The organism is Amycolatopsis thermophila (assembly GCF_030814215.1).
Lineage (GTDB): Bacteria > Actinomycetota > Actinomycetes > Mycobacteriales > Pseudonocardiaceae > Amycolatopsis_E > Amycolatopsis_E thermophila.
This window is the reverse complement of the sequence record NZ_JAUSUT010000001.1, coordinates 4,442,984-4,468,555: the sequence shown is the minus strand read 5'-3', so window position 1 is coordinate 4,468,555 and position 25,572 is coordinate 4,442,984. Positions and strand designations below refer to the sequence as shown.

At 72.0% G+C, this 25,572-nt stretch carries 27 protein-coding genes; 9 read left to right on the top strand and 18 right to left on the bottom strand.

Features of this window, described 5'->3' with window-relative positions; genetic code table 11:
* Positions 1–65 precede the first annotated feature (65 nt).
* The 3 genes from FB470_RS21880 (at position 66) to FB470_RS21870 (ending at position 1,793) form a co-directional block, all read left to right on the top strand.
* Positions 66–893: a class I SAM-dependent methyltransferase gene (locus FB470_RS21880; RefSeq protein WP_306994305.1), complete on the top strand. Its 828-nt coding sequence runs from the start codon at positions 66–68 to the stop codon at positions 891–893.
* Positions 894–1,019: 126 nt separating this feature from the next.
* Positions 1,020–1,301 (top strand): DUF1905 domain-containing protein, encoded by a 282-nt coding sequence (locus FB470_RS21875; RefSeq protein WP_306994303.1) that lies wholly within the window; start codon positions 1,020–1,022, stop codon positions 1,299–1,301.
* 78 nt (positions 1,302–1,379) lie between these two features.
* Positions 1,380–1,793 carry a DUF6010 family protein gene (locus tag FB470_RS21870; RefSeq protein ID WP_306994301.1) on the top strand — a complete coding sequence of 138 codons (414 nt, stop codon included), beginning with the start codon at positions 1,380–1,382 and terminating at the stop codon, positions 1,791–1,793.
* 3 nt (positions 1,794–1,796) lie between these two features.
* Here FB470_RS21870 and FB470_RS21865 read toward each other — a convergent pair whose 3' ends face one another.
* The 7 genes from FB470_RS21865 to FB470_RS21835 form a co-directional block, all read right to left on the bottom strand.
* Positions 1,797–3,272, bottom strand: coding sequence for an FAD-dependent oxidoreductase (locus tag FB470_RS21865; protein ID WP_306994299.1), 1,476 nt, complete (start codon positions 3,270–3,272; stop codon positions 1,797–1,799).
* Between the two features lie 4 nt (positions 3,273–3,276).
* Positions 3,277–4,191, bottom strand: a complete 915-nt coding sequence (locus tag FB470_RS21860; protein ID WP_306994297.1) for an AurF N-oxygenase family protein — start codon at positions 4,189–4,191, stop codon at positions 3,277–3,279.
* A 282-nt stretch (positions 4,192–4,473) separates the two neighbouring features.
* Positions 4,474–5,508: an acyl-CoA dehydrogenase family protein gene (locus FB470_RS21855; protein ID WP_306994295.1), complete on the bottom strand. Its 1,035-nt coding sequence runs from the start codon at positions 5,506–5,508 to the stop codon at positions 4,474–4,476.
* Positions 5,505–6,410 (bottom strand): acyl-CoA dehydrogenase family protein, encoded by a 906-nt coding sequence (locus FB470_RS21850; RefSeq protein ID WP_306994294.1) that lies wholly within the window; start codon positions 6,408–6,410, stop codon positions 5,505–5,507. Before FB470_RS21850 ends, FB470_RS21855 begins: the two co-directional genes overlap by 4 nt.
* Positions 6,407–7,543: an acyl-CoA dehydrogenase family protein gene (locus FB470_RS21845; protein ID WP_306994292.1), complete on the bottom strand. Its 1,137-nt coding sequence runs from the start codon at positions 7,541–7,543 to the stop codon at positions 6,407–6,409. Before FB470_RS21845 ends, FB470_RS21850 begins: the two co-directional genes overlap by 4 nt.
* Positions 7,543–8,388, bottom strand: a complete 846-nt coding sequence (locus FB470_RS21840) for an enoyl-CoA hydratase (protein WP_306994290.1) — start codon at positions 8,386–8,388, stop codon at positions 7,543–7,545. The genes FB470_RS21845 and FB470_RS21840 overlap by 1 nt, the downstream gene beginning before the upstream one ends.
* Positions 8,385–9,911: a FadD3 family acyl-CoA ligase gene (locus FB470_RS21835; RefSeq protein WP_306994288.1), complete on the bottom strand. Its 1,527-nt coding sequence runs from the start codon at positions 9,909–9,911 to the stop codon at positions 8,385–8,387. The genes FB470_RS21840 and FB470_RS21835 overlap by 4 nt, the downstream gene beginning before the upstream one ends.
* 82 nt (positions 9,912–9,993) lie before the next feature.
* Here FB470_RS21835 and FB470_RS21830 point away from each other — a divergent pair, with 82 nt between their 5' ends.
* On the top strand, positions 9,994–11,136 hold the full coding sequence (locus tag FB470_RS21830) for an acyl-CoA dehydrogenase family protein (RefSeq protein WP_306994287.1): 1,143 nt from the start codon (positions 9,994–9,996) through the stop codon (positions 11,134–11,136).
* Entirely contained in the window at positions 11,133–11,903 is a 771-nt protein-coding gene (locus tag FB470_RS21825) for an SDR family oxidoreductase (protein ID WP_306994285.1), read from the top strand. Before FB470_RS21830 ends, FB470_RS21825 begins: the two co-directional genes overlap by 4 nt.
* Before the next feature lie 20 nt (positions 11,904–11,923).
* Here the strand turns inward: FB470_RS21825 and FB470_RS21820 are convergent, their stop codons facing one another.
* Complete coding sequence (locus tag FB470_RS21820; RefSeq protein WP_306989434.1) at positions 11,924–12,817, bottom strand: IS982 family transposase; 894 nt, start codon at positions 12,815–12,817, stop codon at positions 11,924–11,926.
* Positions 12,818–12,891: 74 nt separating this feature from the next.
* Here FB470_RS21820 and FB470_RS21815 point away from each other — a divergent pair, with 74 nt between their 5' ends.
* Positions 12,892–14,043 carry an acetyl-CoA C-acetyltransferase gene (locus tag FB470_RS21815; protein WP_306994283.1) on the top strand — a complete coding sequence of 384 codons (1,152 nt, stop codon included), beginning with the start codon at positions 12,892–12,894 and terminating at the stop codon, positions 14,041–14,043.
* Positions 14,044–14,436: 393 nt separating this feature from the next.
* Here FB470_RS21815 and FB470_RS21810 read toward each other — a convergent pair whose 3' ends face one another.
* From FB470_RS21810 to FB470_RS21780, 7 genes are read right to left on the bottom strand one after another with little or no spacing between them, the layout of a single operon-like run.
* Complete coding sequence (locus tag FB470_RS21810; RefSeq protein ID WP_306999420.1) at positions 14,437–15,480, bottom strand: NAD(P)H-dependent flavin oxidoreductase; 1,044 nt, start codon at positions 15,478–15,480, stop codon at positions 14,437–14,439.
* 2 nt (positions 15,481–15,482) lie between these two features.
* On the bottom strand, positions 15,483–16,205 hold the full coding sequence (locus FB470_RS21805) for a CoA-transferase subunit beta (protein ID WP_306994281.1): 723 nt from the start codon (positions 16,203–16,205) through the stop codon (positions 15,483–15,485).
* Positions 16,202–17,065, bottom strand: coding sequence for a CoA transferase subunit A (locus FB470_RS21800; RefSeq protein WP_306994280.1), 864 nt, complete (start codon positions 17,063–17,065; stop codon positions 16,202–16,204). The genes FB470_RS21805 and FB470_RS21800 overlap by 4 nt, the downstream gene beginning before the upstream one ends.
* The gene (locus FB470_RS21795; RefSeq protein ID WP_306994278.1) at positions 17,055–17,795 is read right to left on the bottom strand and encodes an enoyl-CoA hydratase family protein; all 741 of its coding nucleotides are present in this window, start codon (positions 17,793–17,795) and stop codon (positions 17,055–17,057) included. Before FB470_RS21795 ends, FB470_RS21800 begins: the two co-directional genes overlap by 11 nt.
* A complete protein-coding gene (locus tag FB470_RS21790; RefSeq protein ID WP_306994277.1) occupies positions 17,795–18,703 on the bottom strand; it encodes an SDR family oxidoreductase in 909 nt (302 codons plus the stop codon). Before FB470_RS21790 ends, FB470_RS21795 begins: the two co-directional genes overlap by 1 nt.
* Entirely contained in the window at positions 18,700–19,464 is a 765-nt protein-coding gene (locus FB470_RS21785; RefSeq protein WP_306994274.1) for an SDR family oxidoreductase, read from the bottom strand. The genes FB470_RS21790 and FB470_RS21785 overlap by 4 nt, the downstream gene beginning before the upstream one ends.
* A gap of 44 nt (positions 19,465–19,508) precedes the next feature.
* Positions 19,509–20,777, bottom strand: coding sequence for an MFS transporter (locus tag FB470_RS21780; protein WP_306994273.1), 1,269 nt, complete (start codon positions 20,775–20,777; stop codon positions 19,509–19,511).
* A 57-nt stretch (positions 20,778–20,834) separates the two neighbouring features.
* Between FB470_RS21780 and FB470_RS21775 the strand changes: the two genes are divergently transcribed.
* Together FB470_RS21775 and msrA are read left to right on the top strand one after the other, a co-directional pair.
* Positions 20,835–21,614 (top strand): ArsR/SmtB family transcription factor, encoded by a 780-nt coding sequence (locus tag FB470_RS21775; RefSeq protein WP_306994271.1) that lies wholly within the window; start codon positions 20,835–20,837, stop codon positions 21,612–21,614.
* A 6-nt stretch (positions 21,615–21,620) separates the two neighbouring features.
* Positions 21,621–22,142 (top strand): peptide-methionine (S)-S-oxide reductase MsrA, encoded by a 522-nt coding sequence (msrA, locus tag FB470_RS21770; protein WP_306994270.1) that lies wholly within the window; start codon positions 21,621–21,623, stop codon positions 22,140–22,142.
* A gap of 56 nt (positions 22,143–22,198) precedes the next feature.
* Here msrA and FB470_RS21765 read toward each other — a convergent pair whose 3' ends face one another.
* A complete protein-coding gene (locus tag FB470_RS21765) occupies positions 22,199–22,660 on the bottom strand; it encodes an SRPBCC family protein (RefSeq protein ID WP_306994267.1) in 462 nt (153 codons plus the stop codon).
* Complete coding sequence (locus tag FB470_RS21760) at positions 22,657–23,433, bottom strand: DUF5131 family protein (RefSeq protein WP_306994266.1); 777 nt, start codon at positions 23,431–23,433, stop codon at positions 22,657–22,659. Before FB470_RS21760 ends, FB470_RS21765 begins: the two co-directional genes overlap by 4 nt.
* A 74-nt stretch (positions 23,434–23,507) precedes the next feature.
* Between FB470_RS21760 and glnA the strand changes: the two genes are divergently transcribed.
* Positions 23,508–24,932, top strand: coding sequence for a type I glutamate--ammonia ligase (gene glnA / locus FB470_RS21755; protein WP_306994264.1), 1,425 nt, complete (start codon positions 23,508–23,510; stop codon positions 24,930–24,932).
* Here the strand turns inward: glnA and FB470_RS35785 are convergent.
* Entirely contained in the window at positions 24,856–25,395 is a 540-nt protein-coding gene (locus tag FB470_RS35785) for a hypothetical protein (protein WP_370876527.1), read from the bottom strand. The two genes, glnA and FB470_RS35785, sit on opposite strands and share 77 nt — an antisense overlap.
* Between the last annotated feature and the right edge of the window lie 177 nt (positions 25,396–25,572).

The following is a 25,572-nucleotide window of genomic DNA, read 5'->3' as shown; positions in this document are numbered from 1 at the left end:
TTCCGCCAAGTCACCAGGCCCCCTCGCGGGTCACGCTGGGGCGACCACAAGGCAGGGAGCACACCATGACCACCACCGAGACCCCGTACCTGCTCGGCAGCGAACCGGAGGAGCTGCGCCGCCTCGAGGAGCAGGCCGCGGCGCTGGCGCCCGCGACCCGCGCGATCCTCGCGCTGGCCGGCATCCGGCCCGGGATGCGCGTGCTCGACCTGGGCACCGGCGCCGGGGACGTCGCCTTCGAGGTGGCCCGGTTGGTCGGGCCGTCCGGGTCGGTCGTCGGGATCGACCAGTCGTCGAAGGCCCTGCGCTGGGCCGCGGGCCGGTGCGCGGAGCAGGGGCTGACGAACGTGTCGTTCGTGCACGACGACCTGCACGAGATGCGCCCGGCCGGCGAGGTGGACGCGGTGGTCGGACGGCTGGTGCTGCTCTACGCGCCGGACCCCGCCGCGGTGCTGCGCAAGTACGCCGGGTACGTGCGGCCGGGCGGGGTCGTCGTGTCGATGGAGTACGAGATGAGCGTCGCCGGGCTGCTGCCGCCGACCCCGTTCAGCGAGCGGGTCGCGTTCTGGATCACCGAGTCGTTCCGCCGGTCCGGGCTGGACCCCGGCCTGGGTGCGCGGCTGGGCACGGTGTTCGCCGAGGCCGGCCTCGCCGGCGCGACGGTGCTGGGTCTGCAGGGCTACTCCGCGCCGGGCACCCTGACCGGTAGCCGGATGGCGGCGGGCGTCCTGCGCACCCTGCTGCCCGTCCTCACGCGCACCGGGCTCGCGACGACCGAGGATGTCGGCATCGAGACGCTCGGGCAGCGGTTCTTCGACGAGCAGGTGGAGACCGGCCGCATGTTCCGCCCGCCGACCCTCGTGGGCGCGTGGGCACGCGTCGGCGAGAGCTGACGCCCGGGGGGGTGCCGGGTGCTGGGGGCAGCACCCGGCATTTCCCCCGCTGCGGGTGGCGATGTCGAAACGCGGCGGCCGGTCTCGACGTTTCCCGTGACAGACCCCGCTGACGGAGGAGACGGCATGACCGGCACCGCTCTGCGCAAGGAATTCGACGCCACGCTGCTCAGGAGCCCGAACAAGGGCGGCTGGACCTACGTGGTGATGCCCGGCTCGGCCGAGTACTTCGGCACCCGCGGCCTGGTGAAGGTCCGCGGCACGATCGACGGCGTCCCGTTCCGCAGTTCGTTCATGGCGCTCGGCGACGGCACCCACAAGCTGCCCGTGAAGACCGACGTGCGCCGCGCGATCGGCAAGGAGGCCGGCGACACCGTCCACGTGCGCCTCGAGGAGCGGCTCGGCTGACGGCCCTGGCGAGATTCCGTCGCAACCTGGCACTCCGGCCACTACTCGCCGTGTGCGGGCGGTTCTAGCGTCGGCTCCGTGATCATCCTGGCGGTTCTCATCGGCTGTCTCTACGTCCTGCTCAACTCGCTGATCCCGGAGGAGGAGACCCGGCGCAAGGTCAACGCGCTCGTGGTCGGCGGCGCCGGTGCGGCCTACCTCAGCGGTGGCGGGCTCGGGATCGGGGAGTTCGTGTTCACCGCGGCCCTCACCTACGTCGCCTACCGCGGGCTGGAGTCGTGGACGTTCATCGGCATCGGCTGGCTGATGCACACCGCCTGGGACGTGGTGCACCACCTGCGCGGGGAGCCGATCGTGCCGTTCGCGGACCACTCGTCGTTCGGCTGCGCCGTGTGCGATCCGGTGATCGCGATCTGGTGCGTCACCGGGGGGCGCTCGGTCGTCGACGTGGCCCGCGGGCGGCTCGCCGCCCGGCGCGCCGCCCGGTCGTGACGGTCAGCGCCGGACGAGACGGGACACCAGGCCGGTGCGGCGGCGGGAGGTCCGCAGCTTCCCGGCGACGGCGTCCTCGAGGAGCTTGCCGACGGTAGCCTGCGCGCACGACCGGTTCGCACCGATCCCGCCGGAGGGACCGCGCTTGATCCAGCCGACGACGTAGGTTCCCGGCGCCACCCGGCCGTCGTCGTTCGGGATGGTGCCGGTGTCCTCGTCGAACGGGAGCCCGGGAACCGGCGTACCGCGGTACCCGACCGCGCGCACGACGGTCCCGGCCGGGATCACCACGTCACCGGTCACGCGCAGCGCCTCGACCCGCTGGTCGCCGACGATCTCCTGGGGCGCGGAGTGGAACCGCAGCACGATGCGCCGCTTGCCGGGCGGGGGCGGCGCCGACCAGTCGATGGTCTCCTGCTTGAGGTTGCGCAGCAGCGCGGCCCGCTCGGCCGTGTCGATGGCCTCGGTGACGCGCGGGTCGTGCGCGTCGACGACGAGGTCGATGTCCTCGTGCTGGGTGAGCGCCAGCAGCTCCGGCGTGGTGTAGGCGGCGGACTCGGGGCCGCGGCGGCCGAGCACGACGACCTCCCGCACGCGGCTCGCCGTCAGCCGCTCGAGGGCGGCCGGCGAGATCGTGGTGCCCTCCAGCGAGCGCGGGTCGGTGGTCAGGATCCGCGCGACGTCCAGGGCGACGTTGCCGGTGCCCACCACCACGACGCGGTCCGACGACAGGTCGACCGCGTCGGCCGGCACGTCGGGGTGGCCGTTGTACCAGGCCACCACGGTGGTCGCGGCGAGGCTGCCGTCCAGGTCCTCGCCCGGGATGCCGAGCCGCCGGGCCGAGGACGCCCCGACCGCGTAGATCACGGCGTCGTGCCGCTGGGCGAGTTCGCCGGCCGAGACGTCCCGGCCCACCTCGACCCCCAGCCGCATCCGCAGCCGCGGGTGGTGGTGGTAGCGCGCGAACGTCTCGCCGATCTTCTTCGTGGACGGGTGGTCGGGCGCGACGCCGTAGCGGACCAGACCGCCCGCGACCGGCAGCCGGTCGTAGAGCGTGACGCGGGAACTGGTGTGCAGCAACAGGTCTTCGACCGCGTACATGCCCGCGGGCCCGGTGCCGACGACCGCGACGTCCAGCGCCGGGAAGTCGCTGGGGATGGTGCGGTCGAACACCGGCGGACCCCACCGGTGGAAGTTCGGCGCGGGATCACCCTCGGCCTGGTCACGTCCGGCGTAGTGGGCCGCGTTGATCCCGGCGTAGGGCCGCATCGAGGCCGCCAGCGCGTCCACCGGGAAGATCGCGTCGACCGGGCAGGCGTCGGCGCAGGCGCCGCAGTCGATGCAGGTGGCCGGGTCGATGTAGAGCATCTCGGTGGTGCCGAAGTCCGGCTCGTCGGGCGTCGGGTGGATGCAGTTGACCGGGCACACCGACACGCACGAGGCGTCGTTGCAGCAGGTCTGGGTGATCGCGAAGGCCATGGCGTCAGATCAGGTTGGCGCGCTTGTAGAAGACGAGCGAGGCCTTGGTGAGCAGGCCGGCGGAGTCGAGGAACTCCATCAGGCCCGCGCAGCTGGACCGCATCATCGACTTGTGGTGCTCGTTGGCCTTGGCCTCGCGCAGCGCGCGCCGGGTGTCGAGCCCGGCGTTGGCGTAGACCTTCGGGCTGACCATGCTGCTGACGATGAAGTACGCGGCGATCGACACGACCAGCGCGTTGTACTGGCGGCGCAGGCGGCCGGCACCCTTGAGCCGCTCGCGGGTCTCCTCGCGGGCGAACTTCATGTGCCGCGACTCCTCGACCACGTGGATGTTGTTGATGGTGCGCACGAACGGCACCACGCGCTCGTCGCGCATCCAGTCGCGCTGCATGACGTCGAGGACCTCTTCGGCCACCAGGATCGCTGCGTAGGCGGCCTCACCGGTAGCGGTGGTCTTGAAGAACCGGCCCAGCTCGACCGCGAGCCGGCGCGGGCGGTAGGCGGGGGCCCGCAGCTTCGCGGCGCCGCGGGCGAACATGATCGAGTGACGGCACTCGTCGGCGATCTCGGTGAGCGCCCACTGGAACGCGGGGTCGGTCGGGTCCTTGGCGTAGAAGTCGCGCAGGACCATCTGCTGCAGGATCATCTCGAACCAGATCCCCGTGCTGGCGACGGACGCCGCCTCCTGGCGGGTCAGCTCGCGCTGCTGCTCGGGGGTCATCTCGTTCCAGTACGAGGTGCCGTACAGGGTGCTCCACTCGGGGCTCGCGCCGTGGTAGCTCGTGTCGAGCGGGGTCTCCCAGTCGACTTCCGTGACCGGGTCGTAGGACAGCGTCTCGGACGAGTCGAGCAGCCGCCGCGCGACTTCCTGCCGGTCAGGCCGCGTGTCCGCGTGCTCGTGCATACCGACGCTGGTCATGACACCCTCCCTGAACACCGTTGCCTGTTACCTCGATTTACTGTTACCTAAGGTAACACACATCGGGGCGGGCGCAAGGGCCCGGCCACCGACCTCGAACGATCGGGATACCCACGAGTAGGGATCACGACACCCGGGCCCGGTCACGGCCTCGCGGGTGCCGGGGGAGCGTCTTCGCCGCCGGCCGGGCCCGCGCTCGACCACGATCGATACGGGCCACCCGAACACCCACCAGCAACGACAACGGTTTACCGGAGACACCAGCTCCAAGCTGCCAACACGCTAGGCCGGCCCGAACAGCAGTGCGCTGCCGTGGGCGCGCTTGAAGAACAGGTGCGCGTCGTGCTCCCAGGTGATCGCGATGCCGCCGTGCAGCTGGATCATCTCGGCGGCGGCGTGCTGGAGCGCCTCGGAGCAGACGGTTCTGGCCGTGGCCGCGTCGAGGGACGGGTCGTCGCCGGTAAGGGCGGCGTACAGCGCCGAGCGGGCCGCCTCCACCGACACGTGCACGTCCGCCATCCGGTGCTTGAGCGCCTGGAAACCCCCGATCGGCCGGCCGAACTGGTGCCGCTGCTTCGTGTACTCCACGGTCAGCTCCAGCGCCCGCCCGGCCGCGCCGACCTGCTCCGCGGCCAGCGCGACCACGGCCAGCTCGCGCAGCCGCCCCACGTCGAACCCGCCGGAGTCCAGACGCCGCCCGGTGACGCCGTCGAACCCGATCACCGCGAGCCGCCGGAGCGGGTCCACCGTGGTCACCCGCTCGCGCCGGACGCCGGACGGCGGCACCTCGAACAAGCCCGGGCCCTCCGGGGTCCGGGCCACGACGAGCAGCACGTCCGCGATGTCCCCGTCGAGCACGTAGTGCGCCCGCCCGTGGATCCGGCCGTCCACGACGGAACACGCCGGGGTCCACTGACCGTCCTCATCGGACCAGGCCAGCGCGGCCAGCGTCGTGCCCGCCGCGATCCCGGGCAACAGCCGGGAACACGCCTGGTCGTTGCCGGTCAGCAGCAGCGCCTGCCCGCACAGCACCGCCGACCCGAGCATCGGCGACGGTGTCAGCGTGCGCCCCAGCTCCTCCAGCACCACGCACGCCTCGGCCAGGGTCGCGCCCGCGCCGTCGTACTCCTCGGGCACGGCCAGCGCCGCCACGCCGATCTGCTCGCACAACGTGGACCACAACTTGTCGTCGTAGCCCAGCGGCGACGCCATGGCGGCGCGCACCGCCGCGGGTCCCGACCGCCGGGTCAGCAGGGCGCGCACGGACTCCCGCAGCGCCCGCGCCTCCGCCGTCCACAGTGGATCGGGCCGGTTCATCGCGCCAGCACCCGCTCCCGGTGGAACCGGCCGTCGCCCCAGGCGCCCACCAGCGCCCGCACCTTGGTCAGCCGCAGTCCCAGGTCGTGCTCGGCGGTGTAGCCGATCGCGCCGTGCACCTGCAGCGCGGTGCGCGCGGCCAGGTAAGCCGCATCACCGGCCTTGACCTTGGCCGCGGAGATGTCCCGCGGGCTCCCGGTCACGGCGGCACCGTGCACCAGCGGCCGGGCCAGTTCGAGGTGCGTGGCGACGTCGGCCAGCAGGTGTTTGACGGCCTGGTACTCGCCGATCGGCCGGCCGTACTGCCTGCGTTGTTTGGCATAGGCCACCGAGGCGTCCAGCAGCCACTGTCCCGCCCCCAGCAACTGGGCGGCGACCGCGAGCACCCCGGTGTCGAAGGCTTCGCCGCCGGTCAGCGGTGTCGCGCCCGGGATCCGGAACAGGCGCCGGGCGGGATCGATCGACCGCACGAACTCGGCGTCGCCGGTGGCGTCCGCGCCCACGACGACGTCGGCGATGTCCGCGTCGAGGGCCAGCGGCACCGGCACGGTCGCGAACGCCTTCCCCGCCGCCAGCGACGGGAGCCACCGCTGTGCCGCGTGACCGGTCAGCGCGACGGGCGCCACCGCCGCGGTTTCCACCAGCGGCCCGGGCACGACGTGGTACCCGAGCACCTCGAACGCCACGACGAGGTCGACCGGGGACGCACCGAGCCCGCCGTGACCCTCGCCGACGAGCAACGCCGTCACACCCATCTCCGCCAGCCCGCGCAGGATCGTCAACCCCGGTTCGTGCCGCCCCGCACCCCACGCCCGGACCGCGCCGGGGGTGTCGGCGCCGGCGAGGTAGTCGTGCAGGCTGGTGGCGAAGTCGCGGTGCTGCGCGGACAGCGCGAATCTCATCGGCGGGCCTCCCTGGGCAGTCCGAGCAGCCGTTCCGCGATGGTGTTGCGCTGGATCTGGTCGGTGCCGCCGTAGAGGGGACCGGCGAGGGAGAACAGGTAACCGTCCACCCAGGAGCGGTCGGTTTCGCCGTCCGGGCCGAGGACGTCCAGCGCCGTCTCGTGCAGGGCGAGGTCGAGGTGCGACCAGAACAGCTTGTTCACGCTGGACTCCGGGCCGAGCTCGCCGCCCTCGGCGAGACGGCTGACGGTCCCGAACGTGTAGAGCTGGTAGGCGCGGGCGCCGATCCACGCGTCGGCCACCCGGTCCCGCAGCGACGGGTCCTCGCCCGTCTCGCGCCACAACCCGGCGAGGCGGTCGGCGGCGGCGAGGAACCGGCCGGGGCTGCGCAACGACAGACCACGCTCGTTGTTGGCCGTGGTCATCGCGACCTTCCACCCCTGCCCGGGCTCGCCGATCACGTCGGCGTCGGGCACGAACACCTGCTCCAGGAAGATCTCCGCGAATCCCGGCTCGCCGTCGAGCTGCGGGATGGGCCGCACCGTGACGCCCTCGGCCCGCAGGTCGAACATGAAGTACGTCAGCCCGCGATGCCGCTTCTCGGCCGGGTCCGTCCGGAAGAGACCGAAGGCGCGGTCGGCGAAGGCGGCCCGCGAGGACCAGGTCTTCTGCCCGGACAGCAACCACCCGCCGTCGGTGCGGACGGCGCTGCTGCGCAGGGCGGCGATGTCGGACCCGGCCTCCGGCTCCGACCACGCCTGCGCCCACACCTGTTCACCGCGCGCCATCGCGGGCAGGATCCGGTCCCGCTGCTCGGCCGTGCCGTGGGCGAACAACGTCGGCCCGAGCATGAAGATCCCGTTCTGGGACACCCGTCCGGGCGCGCGGGCGGCGTAGTACTCCTCCTCGAACAGCACCCACTGCAGCAGCGACGCGTCCCGGCCGGTGTACTCGCGCGGCCAGGACACCACCGACAGCCGGGCGTCGGCGAGCTCGGCCTCCCACTCGCGGTGGGCGGCGAACCCCTCCGCCGTGTCCATCGACGGCAACGCCGGTCGTGGCACATTGGCCGCGAGCCACTCCCGCACCTCGTCCCGGAACGCCGCAGAGACCGGATCGATGTCGAGGTCCACTACGCCCCCTTGTTCGCGTCACGCATCGAGCGCGCGTCCTGGCCGCCGAGCGAGTCGGTCGAGGTTTCGGCGTTGTGGGCGTGGGCGAAGTGGTGCAGGCCGAACGCCGAGTCCATGCCGGACCGCAGGCCCATCAGGTCCTCGGCCTGGTTGATGGCCTTCTTCGCCAGCGCCAGCCCGAACTGCGGCATCCCGGCGATCTTCCCCGCCAGTTCCAGAGTCCGTTCCGCCAGCTCGGCGCGGGGCACGACCCGGTTGACCATCCCCCACTCCCTGGCCTGCTGGACGGAGAACCGCTCGCCGGTGAAGAGGACCTCCTTCGCCGCACGCGGGCCCAGCACCCACGGGTGCGCGAAGTACTCCACCCCGGGGATGCCCATGCGCACCACCGGATCGGCGAAGAACGCGTCGTCGGACGCCACGATCAGGTCGCAGATCCACGCCAGCATCAACCCACCCGCGATGCACGCGCCCTGCACGCTCGCGATCATCGGCTTGGGGATCTCCCGCCACCGCCGGCACATCCCCAGGTACACTTCGGACTCCCGGGCGAACCGCTGGTCGCCCCCGGCGCGATCGGTGTGGTCCCACCACATCACCGCGCGCCGGTCGAACGACCGATCCACGTCCCGGCCGGGCGTGCCGATGTCGTGCCCCGCGGAGAAGTGCTCGCCCTCCCCCGCCAGCACGATCACCTTCACCTCCGCGTCGTTCACGGCACGGGTGAACGCGTCGTCCAGCGCGTAGGTCATCGCCGAGTTCTGCGCGTTGCGGTACTCGGGGCGGTTCATCGTCACCAGCGCGACCGCGCCCCGGCGTGTGTAGCGGACCACCGGTTCACTCATGCGTTCTCCTCAGTGAGCAGCCGCTTCAGCACCTTGCCGGAAGCGTTGCGGGGCAGCTCGCCGAGGAACTCGACGAACCGCGGGACCTTGTAGTTGGCGAGCCGTTCCCGGCAGAACGCGATCACGTCCTCCGCGGTCAGGCCGGTGCCGACGACGAACGCCTTGCCGACTTCGCCCATCCGCTCGTCCGGCACCCCGACCACCGCGGCGTCGCGGACCCCCGGCAGCTCGGTCAGGGCGTGTTCGACCTCGGCCGGGTAGACGTTGAAACCACCGCAGATGTACATGTCCTTGAGCCGGCCGGTGATCGTCAGGTTGCCGGCGTCGTCGAGGACGCCGACGTCGCCGGTGTGCAGCCAGCCGTCGGAGTCGATCGCCTTCGCGGTCGACTCCGGGTCGTCGAGGTAGCCGAGCATCACGTTGGGCCCGCGCAGGAGGATCTCCCCATCCCGGATCGCCACGGAGAACCCGGCCGTGGCGCGCCCGGAGGTGCTCGCGACGATCTCCGCGTCGTCGCCGGGGCGGCACATCGTCACCACCACCGCTTCGGTCAGGCCGTAGGCGGTCAGCACGGTCTCGAACCCCAGCTCGGCGCGCATCTTCCGGACCAGCGACGCCGGCACGGTGGCCGCGCCGGTGACCGCGAGCCGCAGCGACGAGGTGTCCCCGCGGTCCGGTTCGTGCAGCAGCGACTGGAAGATCGTGGGTGCGCCGGGCAGCACGGAGATGCGTTCCCGCGCGATCACGTCCAGTGTCGTTCGCACGTCGAACACGGCCTGCGGGACGAGTGCGGCACCGGTGAGCAGGCCGACGACGATGCCGGCCTTGTAGCCGAAGCTGTGGAAGAACGGGTTGATGACGAGGTAGCGGTCGGCCTCGGTGACGCGGCCGCACTCCGCCCACGCCGCGGCGACGTCCACCACCTGGCGGTGCGCCGACAGCACGCCCTTGGACCGGCCGGTCGTGCCCGAGGTGAACAGGATGTCGCTGACGTCGTCCGGGCGGACGGCATCGGCCCGCGCCTCCGCGTCCGCGGCCGGGACGCTCGGGGCCAGCGCGAGGAACTCGGCCCAGCCGAGCGTGCCGTCCACCCCGGCGTGCGGTTTCTCCAGCGGGACCCGGACGACGGTGTCCAGATCGGGCAGGTCCGCGCCGGTCCCCCGGATCGCGGCGTAGCGGTCGGCGCCGAGGAAGTCCGCCGCGACGACCAGGGCCCGTGCCCGGCCACGCACCAGCAGGTCGACGGTCTCGGCCGCGGTGAAGCGCGTGTTGACCGGGATGAGCGTGGCGCCCGCGTAGAGCGCGCCGAGCGCGGTCAGGACCCAGTGGTGCGTGTTCGGCAGGTTGACCGCGACCCGGTCGCCGGGCCGGATCCCGCGTGCGAGGAAGGCCCGCGCGACTGTCCGAACGTGTTCCAGGAGTTCGCGGAAGTCCAGGCGCAGACCGCCGTCGACCAGGGCCTCCGACGCGCCGAACTTGGCTGCGGCATCGCGGACAACGGCCGGGATCGTGGCCTGCCCCATCGCACCCTCCCCTGGACCGAGAAACTAGAACGTGTTCTCATTACCCTAGGTGCCCGACGGGCCCGGCAGCAAGGAGGCGTGCGTGGAGCTGACGCGATTCCGCCGCGAGGTCGCGGACTGGCTCGCGGAGAACCTGACCGGGGAGTTCTCCGGGCTGCGCGGTCTGGGCGGGCCGGGGCGGGAGCACGAGGCCTTCGACCTGCGGTTGGCCTGGGAGCGGCACCTGGCCGCGGCGGGGTGGACGTGCGTGGGGTGGCCGGTGGAGTTCGGCGGCCGGGGGCTGTCGCTGGACGAGCAGGTCGCCTTTCACGAGGAGTACGCGGCGTCGGGGGCGCCGGCGCGGGTGAACCACATCGGGGAGCAGCTGCTGGGGCCGACGCTGATCGCGTTCGGCACCCCGGAGCAGCGGGCTCGGTTCCTGCCGAAGATCGTGGCGGTGGAGGAGCTGTGGTGCCAGGGGTATTCCGAGCCCGGCGCCGGCTCGGACCTGGCGGCGGTGTCGACGTCGGCGGAGTTGCGTGACGGGCAGTGGGTGATCAACGGGCAGAAGATCTGGACCTCGCTGGCGCACGTGGCGGACTGGTGCTTCGTGGTCGCCCGCACCGAGCGGGGTTCGCAGCGGCACCGCGGGTTGTCCTACCTGCTGGTGCCGCTGAAGCAGGACGGGGTGACGGTGCGGCCGATCCAGCAGCTCACCGGCACCTCGGAGTTCAACGAGGTCTTCTTCGACGACGCCCGCACCCCCGCGTCGATGGTGGTGGGCGAGCCGGGCGACGGGTGGCGGATCGCCATGGCCACCCTCGGCTTCGAACGCGGCGTCTCCACCCTGGGTCAGCAGATCGGGTTCCGGCGTGAGCTGGAGGGCGTCATCGCCGAGGCGAAACGGCTGGGGACCTGGGAGGATCCGCTGTTGCGCGCCGATCTCGAACGCGCCCGGATGGGCCTGCGGGTGCTGCGCGCGCACGCCCTGCGCACGCTCGGCCGGGCGGCCGGACCGGAGGTCGCCGTCGGCAAGCTGATGTGGGCGCAGTGGCACCGCCGCCTCGGCGAACTCGCGGTGCGGGCCCGCGGCGCGCGGTCGCTGGTGGCCGGCGGCGAGCTGGACGAGTGGCAGCGGCTGTTCCTGTTCACCCGCGCCGACACCATCTACGGCGGCTCCGACGAGATCGAACGCAACATCATCGCCGAGCGCGTCCTCGGCCTGCCCCAGGAGGCCCGACCGTGATCCCCGCCTACCCGCCCGGACACGACCTGCTGGCCGGCAAGGTCGTGGTGGTCACCGCCGCCGCAGGCACCGGCATCGGCTCCGCCGTGGCCCGGCGCTGTCTCGAGGAAGGCGCGGACGTCGTCGTCAGCGACTGGCACGAACGCCGCCTCGCCGAGAAAGCCGCCGAACTGGCCGAGCTGGGCAAGGTCCACGCGATCGCCTGCGACGTCACCGACGAGGCCCAGGTCCAGGCGCTGGTCGCGGGTGCGGTGGAGCACTTCGGGCGGATCGACGTGATGATCAACAACGCCGGTCTCGGCGGGACGAAGTCCGTGCTGGACATGACCGACGAGGAATGGTCGCGGGTCCTCGACATCACCCTGACCGGCACGTTCCGCTGCACCCGGGCGGTGCTGCGGCAGTTCGCGGAGCAGGGTGGCGGCGGAGCGATCGTCAACAACGCGTCGGTGGTCGGGTGGCGCGCGCAGAAGGGGCAGGCCCACTACGCCGCCGCCAAGGCCGGCGTCATGGCCCTGACCCGCTGCTCCGCCCTCGACGCCGCCGAGTACGGGGTGCGGATCAACGCGGTCGCGCCGAGCCTGGCGATGCACCCGTTCCTGGCGAAGGTGACCAGCGAGGAACTGCTGCGCGAACTCGAAGGCCGGGAGGCGTTCGGCCGCGCCGCGCAGCCGTGGGAGGTCGCCAACGTGATGGTCTTCCTCGCCAGCGACTACGCCTCCTACCTGACCGGCGAAGTCGTCTCCGTCTCCAGCCAGCACCCCTAGATGAGTGATTCCGAATTTGATCAGTGGTCGTAGGCGATCAGGGATCGGGTGGTGGGTTGGCCGGTGGCGCGGTTGTGCCAGATGGCGGCGGTGAGGGCGAGCAGTCGTTGGGTGATGCGGGCGGCGACTCCTTCGATGGTGCGGCCACCGTGTAGCTCGAGGTCGAGTTGGCCTTTGAGGGTGTCGTTGACCGACTCGATCAGTTGGCGGACTGGCTTGAGCAGGTGTTGGGCGGGATGCGGGGTTCGGTTGCGGTAGGACGGGCGCAGCAGGCGCACCCTGCGGTCGGCGAGGTAGGTGTCGAGTTCGCGGGAGACGTAGCCCTTGTCGGCCAGGATCAGCAGTCCGGGCCGGTCGTGGATCAACGCGCGATCCTGATCCAGCATCGCCATCAGCACCTGACGTTCGTCGATTTTGGGGTCGGCCAGGGCCCAGGTGACTGGCAGGCCGGCCGGGGTGCAGATCAGGTGCAGGCGAAGGCCCCAGAAGAAACGGGAATGGCTGGCGCAGTAGCCGTAACCGGCCCAGCCGGCCAAGTTCGACCGCTTCACCGTGGGACGAGACCGTGCGCATTCCACCGGGGTGGAATCCACGATCCAGGTGGTGTCGCTCCACAGGTCGGTGTCGGCGGCCAAGACCCGGATCAGCCGTTTGAGCAGCGGGACCGCGGCCCGCAGCCGCTTGTTGTAGCCGGACTGGCCGGGCAGGTAAGGGAACGCGCCGGGCAGGTGGCGGGGCACAAACCGCAACCACCGGGCCTCCGAGCGCACCCCCAGCAGCACCTGCGCCACCGCCAGCGTCAGCAGTTCAGCATCGGTCAGCCGCGGCGGCCTGCCGATACGCACGGGCTTGCCGAGATGGTCATCGATCTTGACGTACAGTGCGGTCAGAAGGGTGTTCAGATCGGTCCTCACAAACTGATCTTGAACACCCTTCACCCATCTCCACACACCACCCAGGGTTAAGACTTACTCGTCTAGGAGTGGTCGTGCCCGAAGCCTTCATCCTCGACGCCGTGCGCACGCCCGTCGGCCGCCGCGGCGGCGCACTGTCCGCCTGGCACTCCGCCGACCTCGCGGCGCACGTGATCACCGCGCTGGTGCAGCGCTGCGGGGTGGACCCGGCGCTGGTGGACGACGTGATCCTCGGCTGCACCGACACCCTCGGGCCGCAGTCGGGCAACATCGCCCGCACCACGTGGCTGGCCGCCGGGTTCCCCGACCACGTGCCGGGCGTGACCGTCGACCGCCAGTGCGGGTCCAGCCAGCAGGCGGTGCACTTCGCCGCGCAAGCCGTGCTGTCCGGGACGCAGGACCTCGTGCTCGCGGGCGGGGTGCAGAACATGAGCCGCATCCCCATCAGCGCCGCGATGCTCGCCGGACGCGAGTACGGGTTCGACGACCCGTTCTCGGGATCCACCGGCTGGCAGGAACGCTACGGCACCGTCGAGGTCTCGCAGTTCCGCAGCGCCGACATGATCGCCGAGCACTGGGACATCACCCGCGAAGCCATGGAAACCTACGCGCTGGGCAGCCACCAGCGCGCGCTGGCGGCGATCGACGAGGGCCGGTTCGACGCCGAAATCGTGCCGGCCGGCGACTTCCGCGTCGACGAGGGCCCACGCCGCGACACCAGCCTGGAACGGATGCAGGGGTTGCAGCCCCTCAGTGACGGCTCCCGGCTCACCGCCGCCGTCGCCAGCCAGATCTCCGACGGGGCGAGTGCCGCGTTGATCGCGTCGGAGTCGTTCGTGCGCGAACACGGGCTGGCCCCGCGCGCCCGGATCCACCACTTGTCCGTGCGGGCGGCGGACCCGGTGTGGATGCTCACCGGCCCCATCCCCGCCACGGCGCACGCGCTGAAGAAGACCGGGCTGTCGGTGGACGACATCGACCTGTTCGAGGTGAACGAAGCGTTCGCCAGCGTGGTCCTGGCCTGGCTCGACGAAACCGGCGCCGACCCCGCGCGCGTGAACGTCAACGGCGGCGGGATCGCGCTGGGCCACCCGATCGGCGCCACCGGCACGAAGCTGCTCGCGACCCTGCTGCACGAACTCGGCCGCCGAGGCGGGCGGTACGGGCTGCAGACCATGTGCGAAGGCGGCGGCACCGCCAACGTGACCATCATCGAGCGCCTCTGACCAGCGAAGACCCTGCTACCCGGGCCCGGCGCCCAGTGTGACGCACCGCCCTGGGAGCCGGCAGCGGGGGCCGCGGCCGGCCCGCTACACGCACGCTCTCGTCGAACCCCACAGCCCAGCCCCACCCGACGGCGGCACCGCCTGGGTCACCCCGTGCGCACGAACTGGCGGGTGCCGGACGGACGAGACCCGGGCGGCGGGCCCGCTCCGGAAACCCCAGCGCACGAGCACCGCACCGAACGCCACGGCTCGCCCCGACACGACGCACCCCTGGGGCCAGGGCACCGCAAGCCGCCGGCCGGCCTGCCGCGACAACGGCCTCACCCGAGGTCCGGCCCGCTCCGGGAACCGCCGCCGCTGACCGGTCAGCAGGTCCGTCGGAGGGTACCGCCTTCACCCACCGAGGCGGTGGAGGATCTCCTCCGCCTGGCTGACCGTCCCCTCCACGATCTCCGCCACCGACGGCACGTCGTCGATCATCCCGACCACCTGCCCGGACGCCAGGACACCCGCGTCGGTGCGACCGTCGACCAGCCCGGCGCGCAACAGCATCGGCGTGTTGGCCGCCATCACGATCTGGCTCCACGTCATCTCGTTGCCGTGCTTCATCGCCAGGCCCTCGCGCACCATCGCGGGCAGCGAGAGGCCCGTGATGCGCCGGAACCGCACCGCGTTGCGCGCCGCCTGGAGCAGGCCCCGCACACGGCCGGTGGATTCCAGCCGGTCGACCAGCTCGGTGCGCAACACCCGGTGCGGCAGACCGTCCACCCGCCGCGTCACGACCGTCCCGGCCAGGCCCTGCGCGAGGTAGACCCGCTTGACCTCCTCCGGCACCGTGCTCTCCTTGCTCAACAGGAACCGCGTCCCCATCGCGACCCCGGCCGCCCCGTAGGCCAGCGCCGCCGCCAGCCCGCGCCCGTCGAAGAACCCGCCCGCCGCCACGACCGGGATGTCCACCGCGTCCAGCACCGACGGCAACAACAACGTCGTCGCCACTCCCCCGGTGTGCCCGCCACCCTCGCCGCCCTGCACGATCACCGCGTCCGCGCCCCACGACGCGACCTTCTCCGCGTGCCGCGCGGCACCCACCGACGGGATCACGACGACGCCGTGGTCACGCAGCTTGGCGATCATCTCCCGGCGCGGCGCCAGGGCGAAGGACGCGACCTTCACCCCCTCGCGGATCAGCAGGTCGACCCGCTCGCCCGCGTCGGCGGCGTCCGCGCGCAGGTTGACGCCGAACGGCTTGCCGGTGCGCTGCTTGACCTCGGCGATGGCCGCGCCGAGTTCGGGGTAGGTCATGGTGGCCGACGCCAGGATCCCCAGCCCACCGGCTTCGGCGGTGGCGGACACGAGCCGCGGCCCGGCGACCCACCCCATCCCGGTCTGCACCACCGGGTGCCGGATCCCGGCCAGCCGGGTCAGCGCGGTGTCCAGCGTCATGACGGCACTTCCTTGTCCCCCAACCCCTTCGGGTCGAGCACCTCGCGGATCAGCCGCAGCTCCTCCGCCGTCGGCTCCCGCGACACCGGCGCCCCACCGCAGTCGATCTCGAATCCGCTCGCCTGCGCCACCTCCGCCGCGGTCACGCCGGGGTGCAGCGACACCGCGCGCATCGTGTGGTCCGGGGTGGCGAAGTCGAACACCCCCAGGTTCGTCACCACGCGGTGCACGTCGTGGAACTTCAGCCCGGCCTTGGCGGCGTTGTCGTAGCCCACGCCCGAGACGACGTCCACGGCGTCCACGAAAACCCGCTTGCTGTGCCGGGGGACCCAGTAACTCGTGCGGTGGTTGGCCGTGTTGCCCGGGGCGCCCCGCACCCCCAGCAGTTGCTTCTTCGGCCTGGCGTGGTCACCGATCGCGGAGATGTTCTGGTTGCCGTACCGGTCGATCTGGTTCGCGCCCATCACCACGTGCCGCCGCCCGTGCGGGACGATCGTGTCCAGCATCTTGCGGAACGGCTGCCAGCCCTCCACCACACCGTTCTCGTCGACCAGATACGCCTCGCCGTCGGAGAGCAACAGGTCCGGCTCGAACGTCAGCCGCGCGAGCTTCGCACCGAGCGACGGGATCAGGCCCATCGGGCTGGCCACGATCTCCCCGTCGCCGCGGAACAGCTCGGCCACCGCCACGACGGCGATCTCGGCCCTGGTCGCGCTCATGCCGCCTCCGCCTCGAACTTGTCCACCTCGGACAGGTACGTGCGCTCGTCCCCGGACAGGAACCGGTCCACGAACCCGGGCCACGCATCGAGGTCCTTCGCGGAGTCGACGTAGTGCTTCTGGAACCGCTCATCGCGACCGTAGTCGGGTACCGCGGTGGTGAAGTGCGCACCTCGCGGCGCCGCCACGACACCGTCCACAGCGGACCGGTTCAGCAACAACGACTGCACCGGCCCGCCCGCGGTCAGCTCGGCGGTGCCGACCACCTTCTCCACCGACACGAACCGCTTCTTCGCGGCCAGGCAGAACAGGTCGTCGAAATACGGGTCCGGGCCCAGGTACTGCGCGTTCCCGCGGGCGTCGGCGCGGTTGAGGTGCACCAGGGCGACATCCAGTTCCTGCGCGGGCACCGCCACCAGCTCCTCACCGTCGGCGTAGGGCGAGCGCACCGTCCGCAGGCCCGGGTTGGCGCGCATCACCTCCGACCCGAGGCCGGCCCGCATCGGCAGGAACGGCAACCGTTGCGCGGCCGCCGACAGCGCCGCGCCGAACATGCCCTCGTCGTACTCGGTCACCTCGATCGCGCCGGTCTCCCGGGCACGCCCGAACCACGGGTCGAACGGGATCGAATCCAGGGTGACGAACCCGAACACCACCCGGCGGACCTTGCCCGCCGCGCACAGCAGTCCCACGTCCGGGCCGCCGTAGGACACCACCGTCAGATCGCGAACCGGGGTGCGCAGCAGCGCGCGGACCAGGGCCATCGGCTTGCGCCGCGAGCCCCAGCCACCGATGCCGATCGTCATGCCGTCCCGGATCTCGGCAGCCACCTCGTCGGCGGTCATGCGCTTATCGGCCATTCAGGAACTCCTCACGAGCCGCATCCGACGCGCCCAGCAGGTTCAGCTCGAACGTGAACCCCTGTTCGAACCGGTAACTTCGGTGCACCTGCTGGGTGTCGATCCCGTTCAACGCCTCCTTCGCGGCGCGAACCACCCTGGTGTCCTTCGCCGCGATGTCGCGGGCCACGGCCAGCGCCGCCTCGTCCAGTTCGCCGCGCGGCACCACCTGGTAGACCGAGCCGTGCTGGTGCAGCTCGGCCGCGGTGATCTTGCGCGCGGTGAAGTACAACGTGCGCATCAGGTGCTGCGGCACCAGCCGGGCCAGGTGCGTCGCCGCACCCAGCGCGCCCCGCTCCACCTCGGGCACCCCGAACGTCGCATCCGCCGACGCCACGATCACGTCGGCGTTGCCCACCAGCCCGACGCCGCCGCCCAGGCAGAACCCGTGCACCGCGGCCACCACCGGCACCGCGCAGTCGTACACCGCACCGAAAGCCGCGTAGCAGCCCCGGTTCGCGCCGACGAGCGCGTCGTAACCCTCGGTGCGCTGGATCTCCTTGATGTCCACCCCGGCGTTGAACCCGCGCCCCTCGGCCCGCAGCACCACCACGTGCACATCCGGATCCTCCCCGGCCGCGTTGATCGCGGCGGCCAGGTCGAACCAGCCCCGCACGGGCAGGGCGTTCACCGGGGGATAGTCCACTGTGATCGTCTCGATATGACTGTCGCGTTTGGTCGTGATGCCCATCAGTTCGCTCCGTACACGGGTTCGGGGGCGGGCGCCTCGGCGATCAGCTTCTCCACCACGGGGCCGAGTTCGGACGGTTCCCAGCGCTGTCCCTTGTCGGCTGCCGGACCGTGCCGCCACGCCTGCGCCAGCGACACCTTCCCGCCCTCGACCTCGAAGACCCGGCCGGTCACCCCCGCCGACTCGGTGCTGCCCAGCCACACCACCAGCGGCGAGACGTTCTCCGGCGCCATCGCGTCGAAGCCGGAGTCCGGGCGGGCCATCGTGCCCGCGAACACCTCCTCGGTCATCCGCGTCCGCGCCGACGGCGCGATCGCGTTCACCGTCACCCCGTACCGCGCGAGTTCCGCCGCGGCGACCACCGTCAGCCCGGCGATCCCGGCCTTGGCCGCCGAGTAGTTGGACTGCCCCACGCTCCCCAGCAAACCCGCCCCGGAACTGGTGTTGATCACCCGCGCGTCCGGCGTCCGGCCGGCCTTCGCTTCGCCCCGCCAGTACTCCGCGGCGTGCCGCAACGGCGCGAAGTGGCCCTTGAGGTGTACGCGGATCACCGCGTCCCACTCGTCCTCGCTCAGGTTGACCAGCATCCGGTCGCGCACGAAGCCGGCGTTGTTGACGAGCACGTCCAGCCGGCCGAAGTGCTCCAGCGCGGTGCGGACGAGGTGCTTCGCGCCGGCGAAGTCGGCGACATCATCGGTGCTGGCGACCGCTTTCCCGCCCCGCGCCTCGATTTCGGCGACGACCTGCGCCGCGGGACCGTCCGCGGTCGCCGAGCCGTCGAGGGCCACTCCCACGTCGTTGACGACGACCCGCGCCCCCTCCGCGGCGAACGCGAGCGCGTGCGCCCGCCCGATCCCGCGTCCCGCGCCGGTCACGACGACCACGCGGTCCTGGCACAACCTGCTCACGAACCCTCCCGATTGACATCCGCGGCCGCCTGGAACGCGGGGACCTCACCGCCGCCGTGCACCTTCAACGTCGCTCCCGAGACGTAGGAAGCCAGCGGGGAAGCCAGGAACGCGGCGCACTGCCCGACCTCCTCCGGCTCGGCCAGCCGGCCCAGCGGCACCGTCTTGCCCACCGCCTCGACCGCCGCGTCGTCGCCGTAGTGCAGGTGCGCCTGCTCGGTCCGCACCATGCCCACGTCGAGCGCGTTGACCCGCACCTTCGGCGCCCACTCGACGGCCAGGGTCGCGGTGAGGTTGTCCAGCCCCGCCTTCGCCGCCCCGTACGCGGCGGTTCCCGGAGAAGGCCGGGTCGCGCTGACGCTGGAGATCATCACGATCGAACCACCACCGTCCTGCCCCTGCATGACGGCGTTCGCGTGCTGGGCGACCAGCAACGGCGCCAGCAGGTTCAGCTGCACGATCCGGTCGGAGAACCGGGGCGAGGCCTCGGCCGCGCGCGCGAACGGGCTACCGCCGGCGTTGTTGACCACGACGTCGAGGCGGCCGTGCTCGCCGGCGATCCGCTCGATCATGCTCCCGACCTGATCCGGATCACGGACGTCGCACGCGATGAAGTCGCCGCCCGGTTCCGCGGGCTCGCGCCGCGCGCAGGTCACCACGCGGGCGCCGTGGTCGCGGAACACCCGGCTGATCCCGCGGCCGACACCGCGGACACCGCCGGTCACCAGCACCACCGCACCCGTCAGCCCCAGATCCGTCACGCCCCAAAACTAGAACATGTTCTCACCGCGGACAAGGCCGGTGGTCAGGGGTGCCGTCGGCGCGGACCGGAACCTGTTCCTCCGATGGACGGCGGACGGCTCAGGACACCCGCCCGGGTGCGCACGGCCCAGCGGGCGGCGGGGACGGTGGCACCCCCGGCGGCCAGGAACACCGCCGCGAGGACGAACCAGCCGGGCCGGCCCCAGCTGCCGATCAGCAGTGTCATCAGCGCGGGGCTGATCATCTGCGCGCCGGCCTGCGCGGTCGCCGCCACGCCCTGGTACCGGCCGGTCGCGCCGGACGGGGTCAGGCCGAGCGTCAGCGACCACCTGGCCGCGATGAACCACAACTCCCCCGCCAGGTGGGCCGTCGCCGCCAGCAGCACCAGCCCCACCGCCACCGCGCCGCTCCCGCCACTCGTCGCCGCGAACAGCAGGCACGCGACGGCCAGCGCGGTCCCCGACCAGGCCGCCCGCAGGGCCCCGCGCCGCGGCCCGCTGCATCCCCGGCTCGCCGCCACCTGCAGCAACGCCACACCGAGCGAGTTCACGATCACCACCACCCCGGCGAGCCCGGCCGGCAGGTGCGTGTTCCCCACCAGCCACAACGGCAGCGCGGTCGACACCAGCCCCCAGCACAGGGACAACAACCCGGTCGTCGTCACCACGGCGAGGAACGCGGGGTCCCGCACCAGCGACCGGCGCTCCCGAGCGGCCGGCGGCACCACCGGCAACCGCGTGATCATCGCCGCGTAGATCAGCGACGTGACCGCGTTGACCGCGATCAGCACGTGGAACGCCGCCGGCGTCCCCAGCGTCAGGCACACCGACCCGGCCGCGGCACCCACCGTGTACCCGAGGTGGCTCGCGACCCGCTGCCGGGCGAGGAGCCCCACCCGGGTCCGCTCGTCGGCGAGCTGGGCGACGTAGGCGGTGCGGACCCCTGCCGTGGCGCGATCGGCCATCGTGTTGAGCACCGCGACCGGCAGGAACACCGCGACGTGCTGGGCGAACACGAACGCGCCCATCGACACGCCCTCCGTCGCGATCAGCACCGCGAGCAGCGCCCGCGGGCCGATCCGATCCGCCAGCGCCCCCACGGGCGTCGCCGCCAGCAGGCCCGCACCGCCGGCCACCATCAGCCCCAGCCCGACGACCGGCGGCGGCAACCCCGCGACCGTCGTCAAGTAGACCGCCCACGTGGTGTACCAGGCGCCGCCCCCCGCCGTGGTGACCAGCGCCCCGAGCGCCATCACCCGGAACGGGCCGGGCGGCGGGACCTGGCCGTGCCAGTACCTGCGCAGCGCCTGCATCCGCAAAGACCTATCACGTATCCGTGAAACGTGAAAGTCGATGGTAGAGTGCGTGCCGTGAGTTCCCTCGGATGGACCAGCGCCGAGCAGCCGGTGGTGGCGACGGTGACCGGCCTCGCCCGCGAACTGGCCGACCCGATCCGGCTGACCGTGCTGCAACTGCTCGCCCACGAGGGCCCGCACGGCATGACCCAGCTCGCCGACATCCTCGGCGTCACACCCGCCCGCCTCGGCAACCACCTGGCGAAGCTGCGGCAGGCCGGGCTGGTGGCCACCGAGCAGAGCGGCCGGCACGTGACCTACCGCCTGGCGGACCCGGCGATCACCGCGGTGCTCGACGCCCTGGCCGACTACGCGGGCGGCGCGCTCCCCCTGCCCGGCCCGGCCACACCGCCGGAACGGCTGTGCTACGACCACGCCGCCGGCCGGCTGGGGGTGGCCGTGCTGGACCACCTGCTCGACGAGGACGCGGTGCGCCGCCGCTCCGACACCGACGAGCTGGAGCTGGGGCCGCGGGCGGAAGAGGTGCTGGGGCGCTTCGGGATCGACGTGTCCGAGGTGGCCGGGGGCCGCCGCAAGATCGCGACGAGTTGTCTGGACAGGACGTTGCGGCGGCCGCATCTCGGTGGGGCGCTGGGCAACGCGGTGCTGAACCGGTTGCGGGCGGAGGAGCTGGTCGAGCTCGACGCGGACGGGCGGACGCTGACCGTGCGGGCCGCGCGGCGGTTGCGTTCCCTCGTGCCCGGGTTTGCCGAGGTTCCGGGCGGGTTGGCCAGGAATACTGGGACCACGCACCCTGTTGCCCCGGGTGCAACCAGTGGACTCGGTGTGAGGTGATGTGAGATGCGGACGTTCGTGCTGGCCGGCGGGTGCTTCTGGTGCCTGGACGCGGTCTACCGGACGCTGCGCGGTGTGCAGGACGTGGTGTCCGGCTACACCGGTGGCGACACGGCCGGGCCCACCTACGAGCAGGTGTGCACGGGCCGGACCGGGCACGCGGAGGCCGTCGCGGTCACGTTCGACCCGGAGGTGATCCCGGCCGAGGTGATCCTCGACGTCTTCTTCACCCTGCACGACCCCCGGCAGCTCAACCGGCAGGGCGCGGACGTCGGGACCCAGTACCGGTCGGCGATGTTCTACGCCGACGACGCGCAGCGCGCCGAGTTCGAGGCCGCCATCAAGCGCGCGAGCGAGTGGTGGGACGGCGAGATCGTGACGACCCTGGAGCCGCTGGGCGAGTTCTACCGGGCCGAGGAGTACCACCAGGACTTCTTCGCCAAGAACCCCGGCCAGGGCTACTGCCTCGCGGTCGCGCTGCCCAAGGTGAACAAGGTGCGCAAGTCCTTCGCGCAGTACGTGGTGTGAGTTCGCGGGAGCTACGGGCCGGCCGTGGCTCCCGCGCCGCCGTGACGAGAAGCGGGTCAGCCCCGCTGCTCGACGAACGCGGCGAGCTTGGCGAGCGCCATGCGGGTCCCGGTCTCGTTGTCCGCGGGGGCGACGGAGTCCGGGATGCCCTCGTGCTCGATCACGACCTCGGTGCCGCCGTCGGCGTCGGACAGGGTGGTCGTCATGGTCATGACGCCCTGCGACGCCGGGTCGGGGCTGTCGAACTCGATCAGCTCGACCACACGCCGGTCCGGTTCCAGCGCGGCGAACCGGCCGGTGAAGGTGTCGGTGCGGGCGCCGGACTTGCCCGCGCGGCCCGGGTCGTCGTAGATCAGCGACATCCGGTACCGGCCGCCCTCGCGGGCCTCGAACTCGTGCACCCGGCCGGTCATGTCGTCCGGAACCCGCCACGCCGCGATCGCGCGGGCGTCGGTCAGCGCGCGGTAGACGGCCGGGCGCGGCGCCCGCACGAACCCGGAAACCCGTGTCGAAGTCATGGCGACACCCTGGCCCGGCGACCGGCGGGTGTCCAGCCCAGTGGCATCTCGTCCCAGGTGCGGCCGTCGAGGAGCCGCCCGCCGGCGTTGCGGGTCCGCCCGCCCCACTGCTTGAACAGGAACGGGATCCCGGCCGCCACGCAGCGGTCCCGTACGGCGCGCACCCACGCCGCGTCCATCGGGCGGGCGTGCGGGCCGGACTCCCCGCCGGCGTAGACCCAGTCCAGGCCGGTGAGGTCCAGGTCCGGCAGCGGCCCGAGCAGCGGTTGCAGCGACAGGAACCGGATCGCGGCCGGGGTTTCGCGCAGGCGGTCGGCGCGCCGGACGTGGTCGTTGCTCTCGACGGTGACGCCCCACCACACGTTGGGCAGCGGCTCGGGCCGCAGCCGGGCCAGCACGGTCGCCATCCGCGCGGGCCGTTTGGTGAGCGCGAAGAACGTGTGCTGCCCGGCGCGCGCCATCACGTCGAGGACGTCGGCGAGGAACTCCTCGGGAACGCCGGGGTGGAACAGGTCGGTCATCGACCCGGTGAAGACCAGCCGGGGCCGCCGCCACCGCACGGGAACGGCGAGCCGATCGGGGTGCAGGGTGAGCGCGAAACCCGGCCCGCTCGTGCGCGGGTCGCCGTCGCGGCGGTAGGCGGGGTTGCCCATCGCCTGCAGCCGGCGCGCGAAGGTCAGCGCGTAGCAGTGGTCACAGCCGGGGCTGACGCGGTCGCAGCCCGTGGCCGGGTTCCACGTCGCGGATTCGATCGTGCTGTCCCCACCGCGCATTCCTCCATTGAACCTCTCCCGCGACGCGAGGACCCTGGATCACGCACCGGCAGCGACGGCAAAGGAGCCCGCTCATGTTCGCGAACGCGGAAGAAGTCCTGCAGTTCCTCGCCGACGAGAACGTGGAGTTCGTCGACGTCCGGTTCTGCGACCTGCCCGGCATCATGCAGCACTTCACGGTGCCCGCGCGGGCGTTCGACGCCGAAGCCTTCGACGAGGGCGTGGCGTTCGACGGCTCCTCGGTGCGCGGGTTCCAGTCGATCCACGAGTCCGACATGCTGCTGCTGCCCGACCCCTACACCGCGCGGATCGACCCGTTCCGGGCCGAGAAGACGCTGATGATGAACTTCTTCGTGCACGACCCGTTCACCCGCGAGTCCTACAGCCGGGACCCGCGCAACATCGCCCGCAAGGCCGAGGAGTACATCAGCGAGTCCTCGATCGCCGACCGCGCGTTCTTCGGGCCCGAGGCGGAGTTCTACATCTTCGACTCGGTGCGGTTCGGCAACGTCGAGCACACCGCCTTCTACGAGGTCGACTCCGTGGAGGGCTGGTGGAACACCGGCCGCGACGAGGAGAGCGGCAACCTCGGCTACAAGACCCCGTTCAAGGCCGGCTACTTCCCGGTGTCGCCGCGCGACCACTTCGCCGACCTGCGCGACCAGATGGTGCGCAACCTGGAGGGCGTGGGCATCGACGTGGAGAAGGCGCACCACGAGGTCGGCAGCGGCGGCCAGGCCGAGATCAACTACCGGTTCAACACGCTGCTGCACGCGGCCGACGACCTGCAGCTGTTCAAGTACGTCGTGAAGAACACCGCGTGGGAGCAGGGCAAGACGGTCACCTTCATGCCCAAACCCCTCTACAACGACAACGGGTCGGGCATGCACTGCCACCAGTCGCTGTGGGACGAGAACGGGCCGCTGTTCTACGACGAGGCGGGGTACGGCGGGTTGTCGGACCTGGCGCGGCACTACGTCGGCGGGATCCTGCACCACGCGCCGAGCCTGCTGGCCTTCACCAACCCGACGTCGAACTCCTACCACCGGCTGGTGCCGGGGTTCGAGGCGCCGATCAACCTGGTGTACTCGCAGCGGAACCGGTCGGCGTGCGTGCGCATCCCGGTGACCGGGTCGTCGCCGAAGGCCAAGCGCATCGAGTTCCGCTGCCCGGACTCGTCGGGCAACCCGTACCTGGCGTTCTCGGCGATGCTGATGGCCGGGCTCGACGGGGTGCGCAACAAGCTGGAACCGCCGGCGCCGATCGACAAGGACCTGTACGAGCTGCCGCCCGAGGAGGCGCGCGACGTGGCGCAGGTGCCGGCGTCGCTGGAGGCGGTGATCGACCGGCTGGAGGACGACCACGAGTTCCTGCTCGCCGGCGGCGTGTTCACCGAGGACGTGATCGACACGTGGATAGCGTTCAAGCGCGAGACGGAGATCGACCCGCTGCGGTTGCGGCCGCACCCGTACGAATTCGCGCTGACCTACGACGTCTGATCCTGGACCCAGCCCCGGTGTTCCACCACATGGCGGTGCTGCGTCGAGAACGCCTCTGACGGGCGGGTGGTTCATCTACATCGGACAGTCCAGCGAGGACGGCGGGAGCGCCGTGCGATGACGGGGTTCGCGCCGCCGCCGGGAACGCCTCGATCGAGCGGCCACCACCTCGCGCAGGAACGGCTGGTAGGTCGTGTACGGGCGCGGGTCGACGAGCGTGAACTCCGCCTCGCCGCGGCGGAGTTTCTTCTCCGGTTTCCAGGCAGGGCGGGCCGCCGCGGCACGGGACGCCGTCAGTGCGTGGCGCGCCGCTCACGGGAGGTGTCCATTGGGCCCGGTCAGCCCCTCGCGCCACCGCCACGGTGCCGTCCGCGTCCGCCCGGTACAGCGCACCGTGCGTGTTGTCGTAGGCCATCGACCCGGCCCGGAACCGGCCGGCCGGATCGGCCACGCCGTCGTTCACGCGCCCCGTCCGGCCCTGGCGAGCCACCGCGTCCCGCCGCGGCCCGCCGCGATCCAGCCCGTCCCAGCCGTGCCACCGCCCCGAGCGGACAGTCCACAGCGCCCATCAGCCGCGGCCCGGACGGGGCGGCAGCTCCGGCAACCGCCCGGTCAGGATGTCCTCCATCACCAGCCGCCA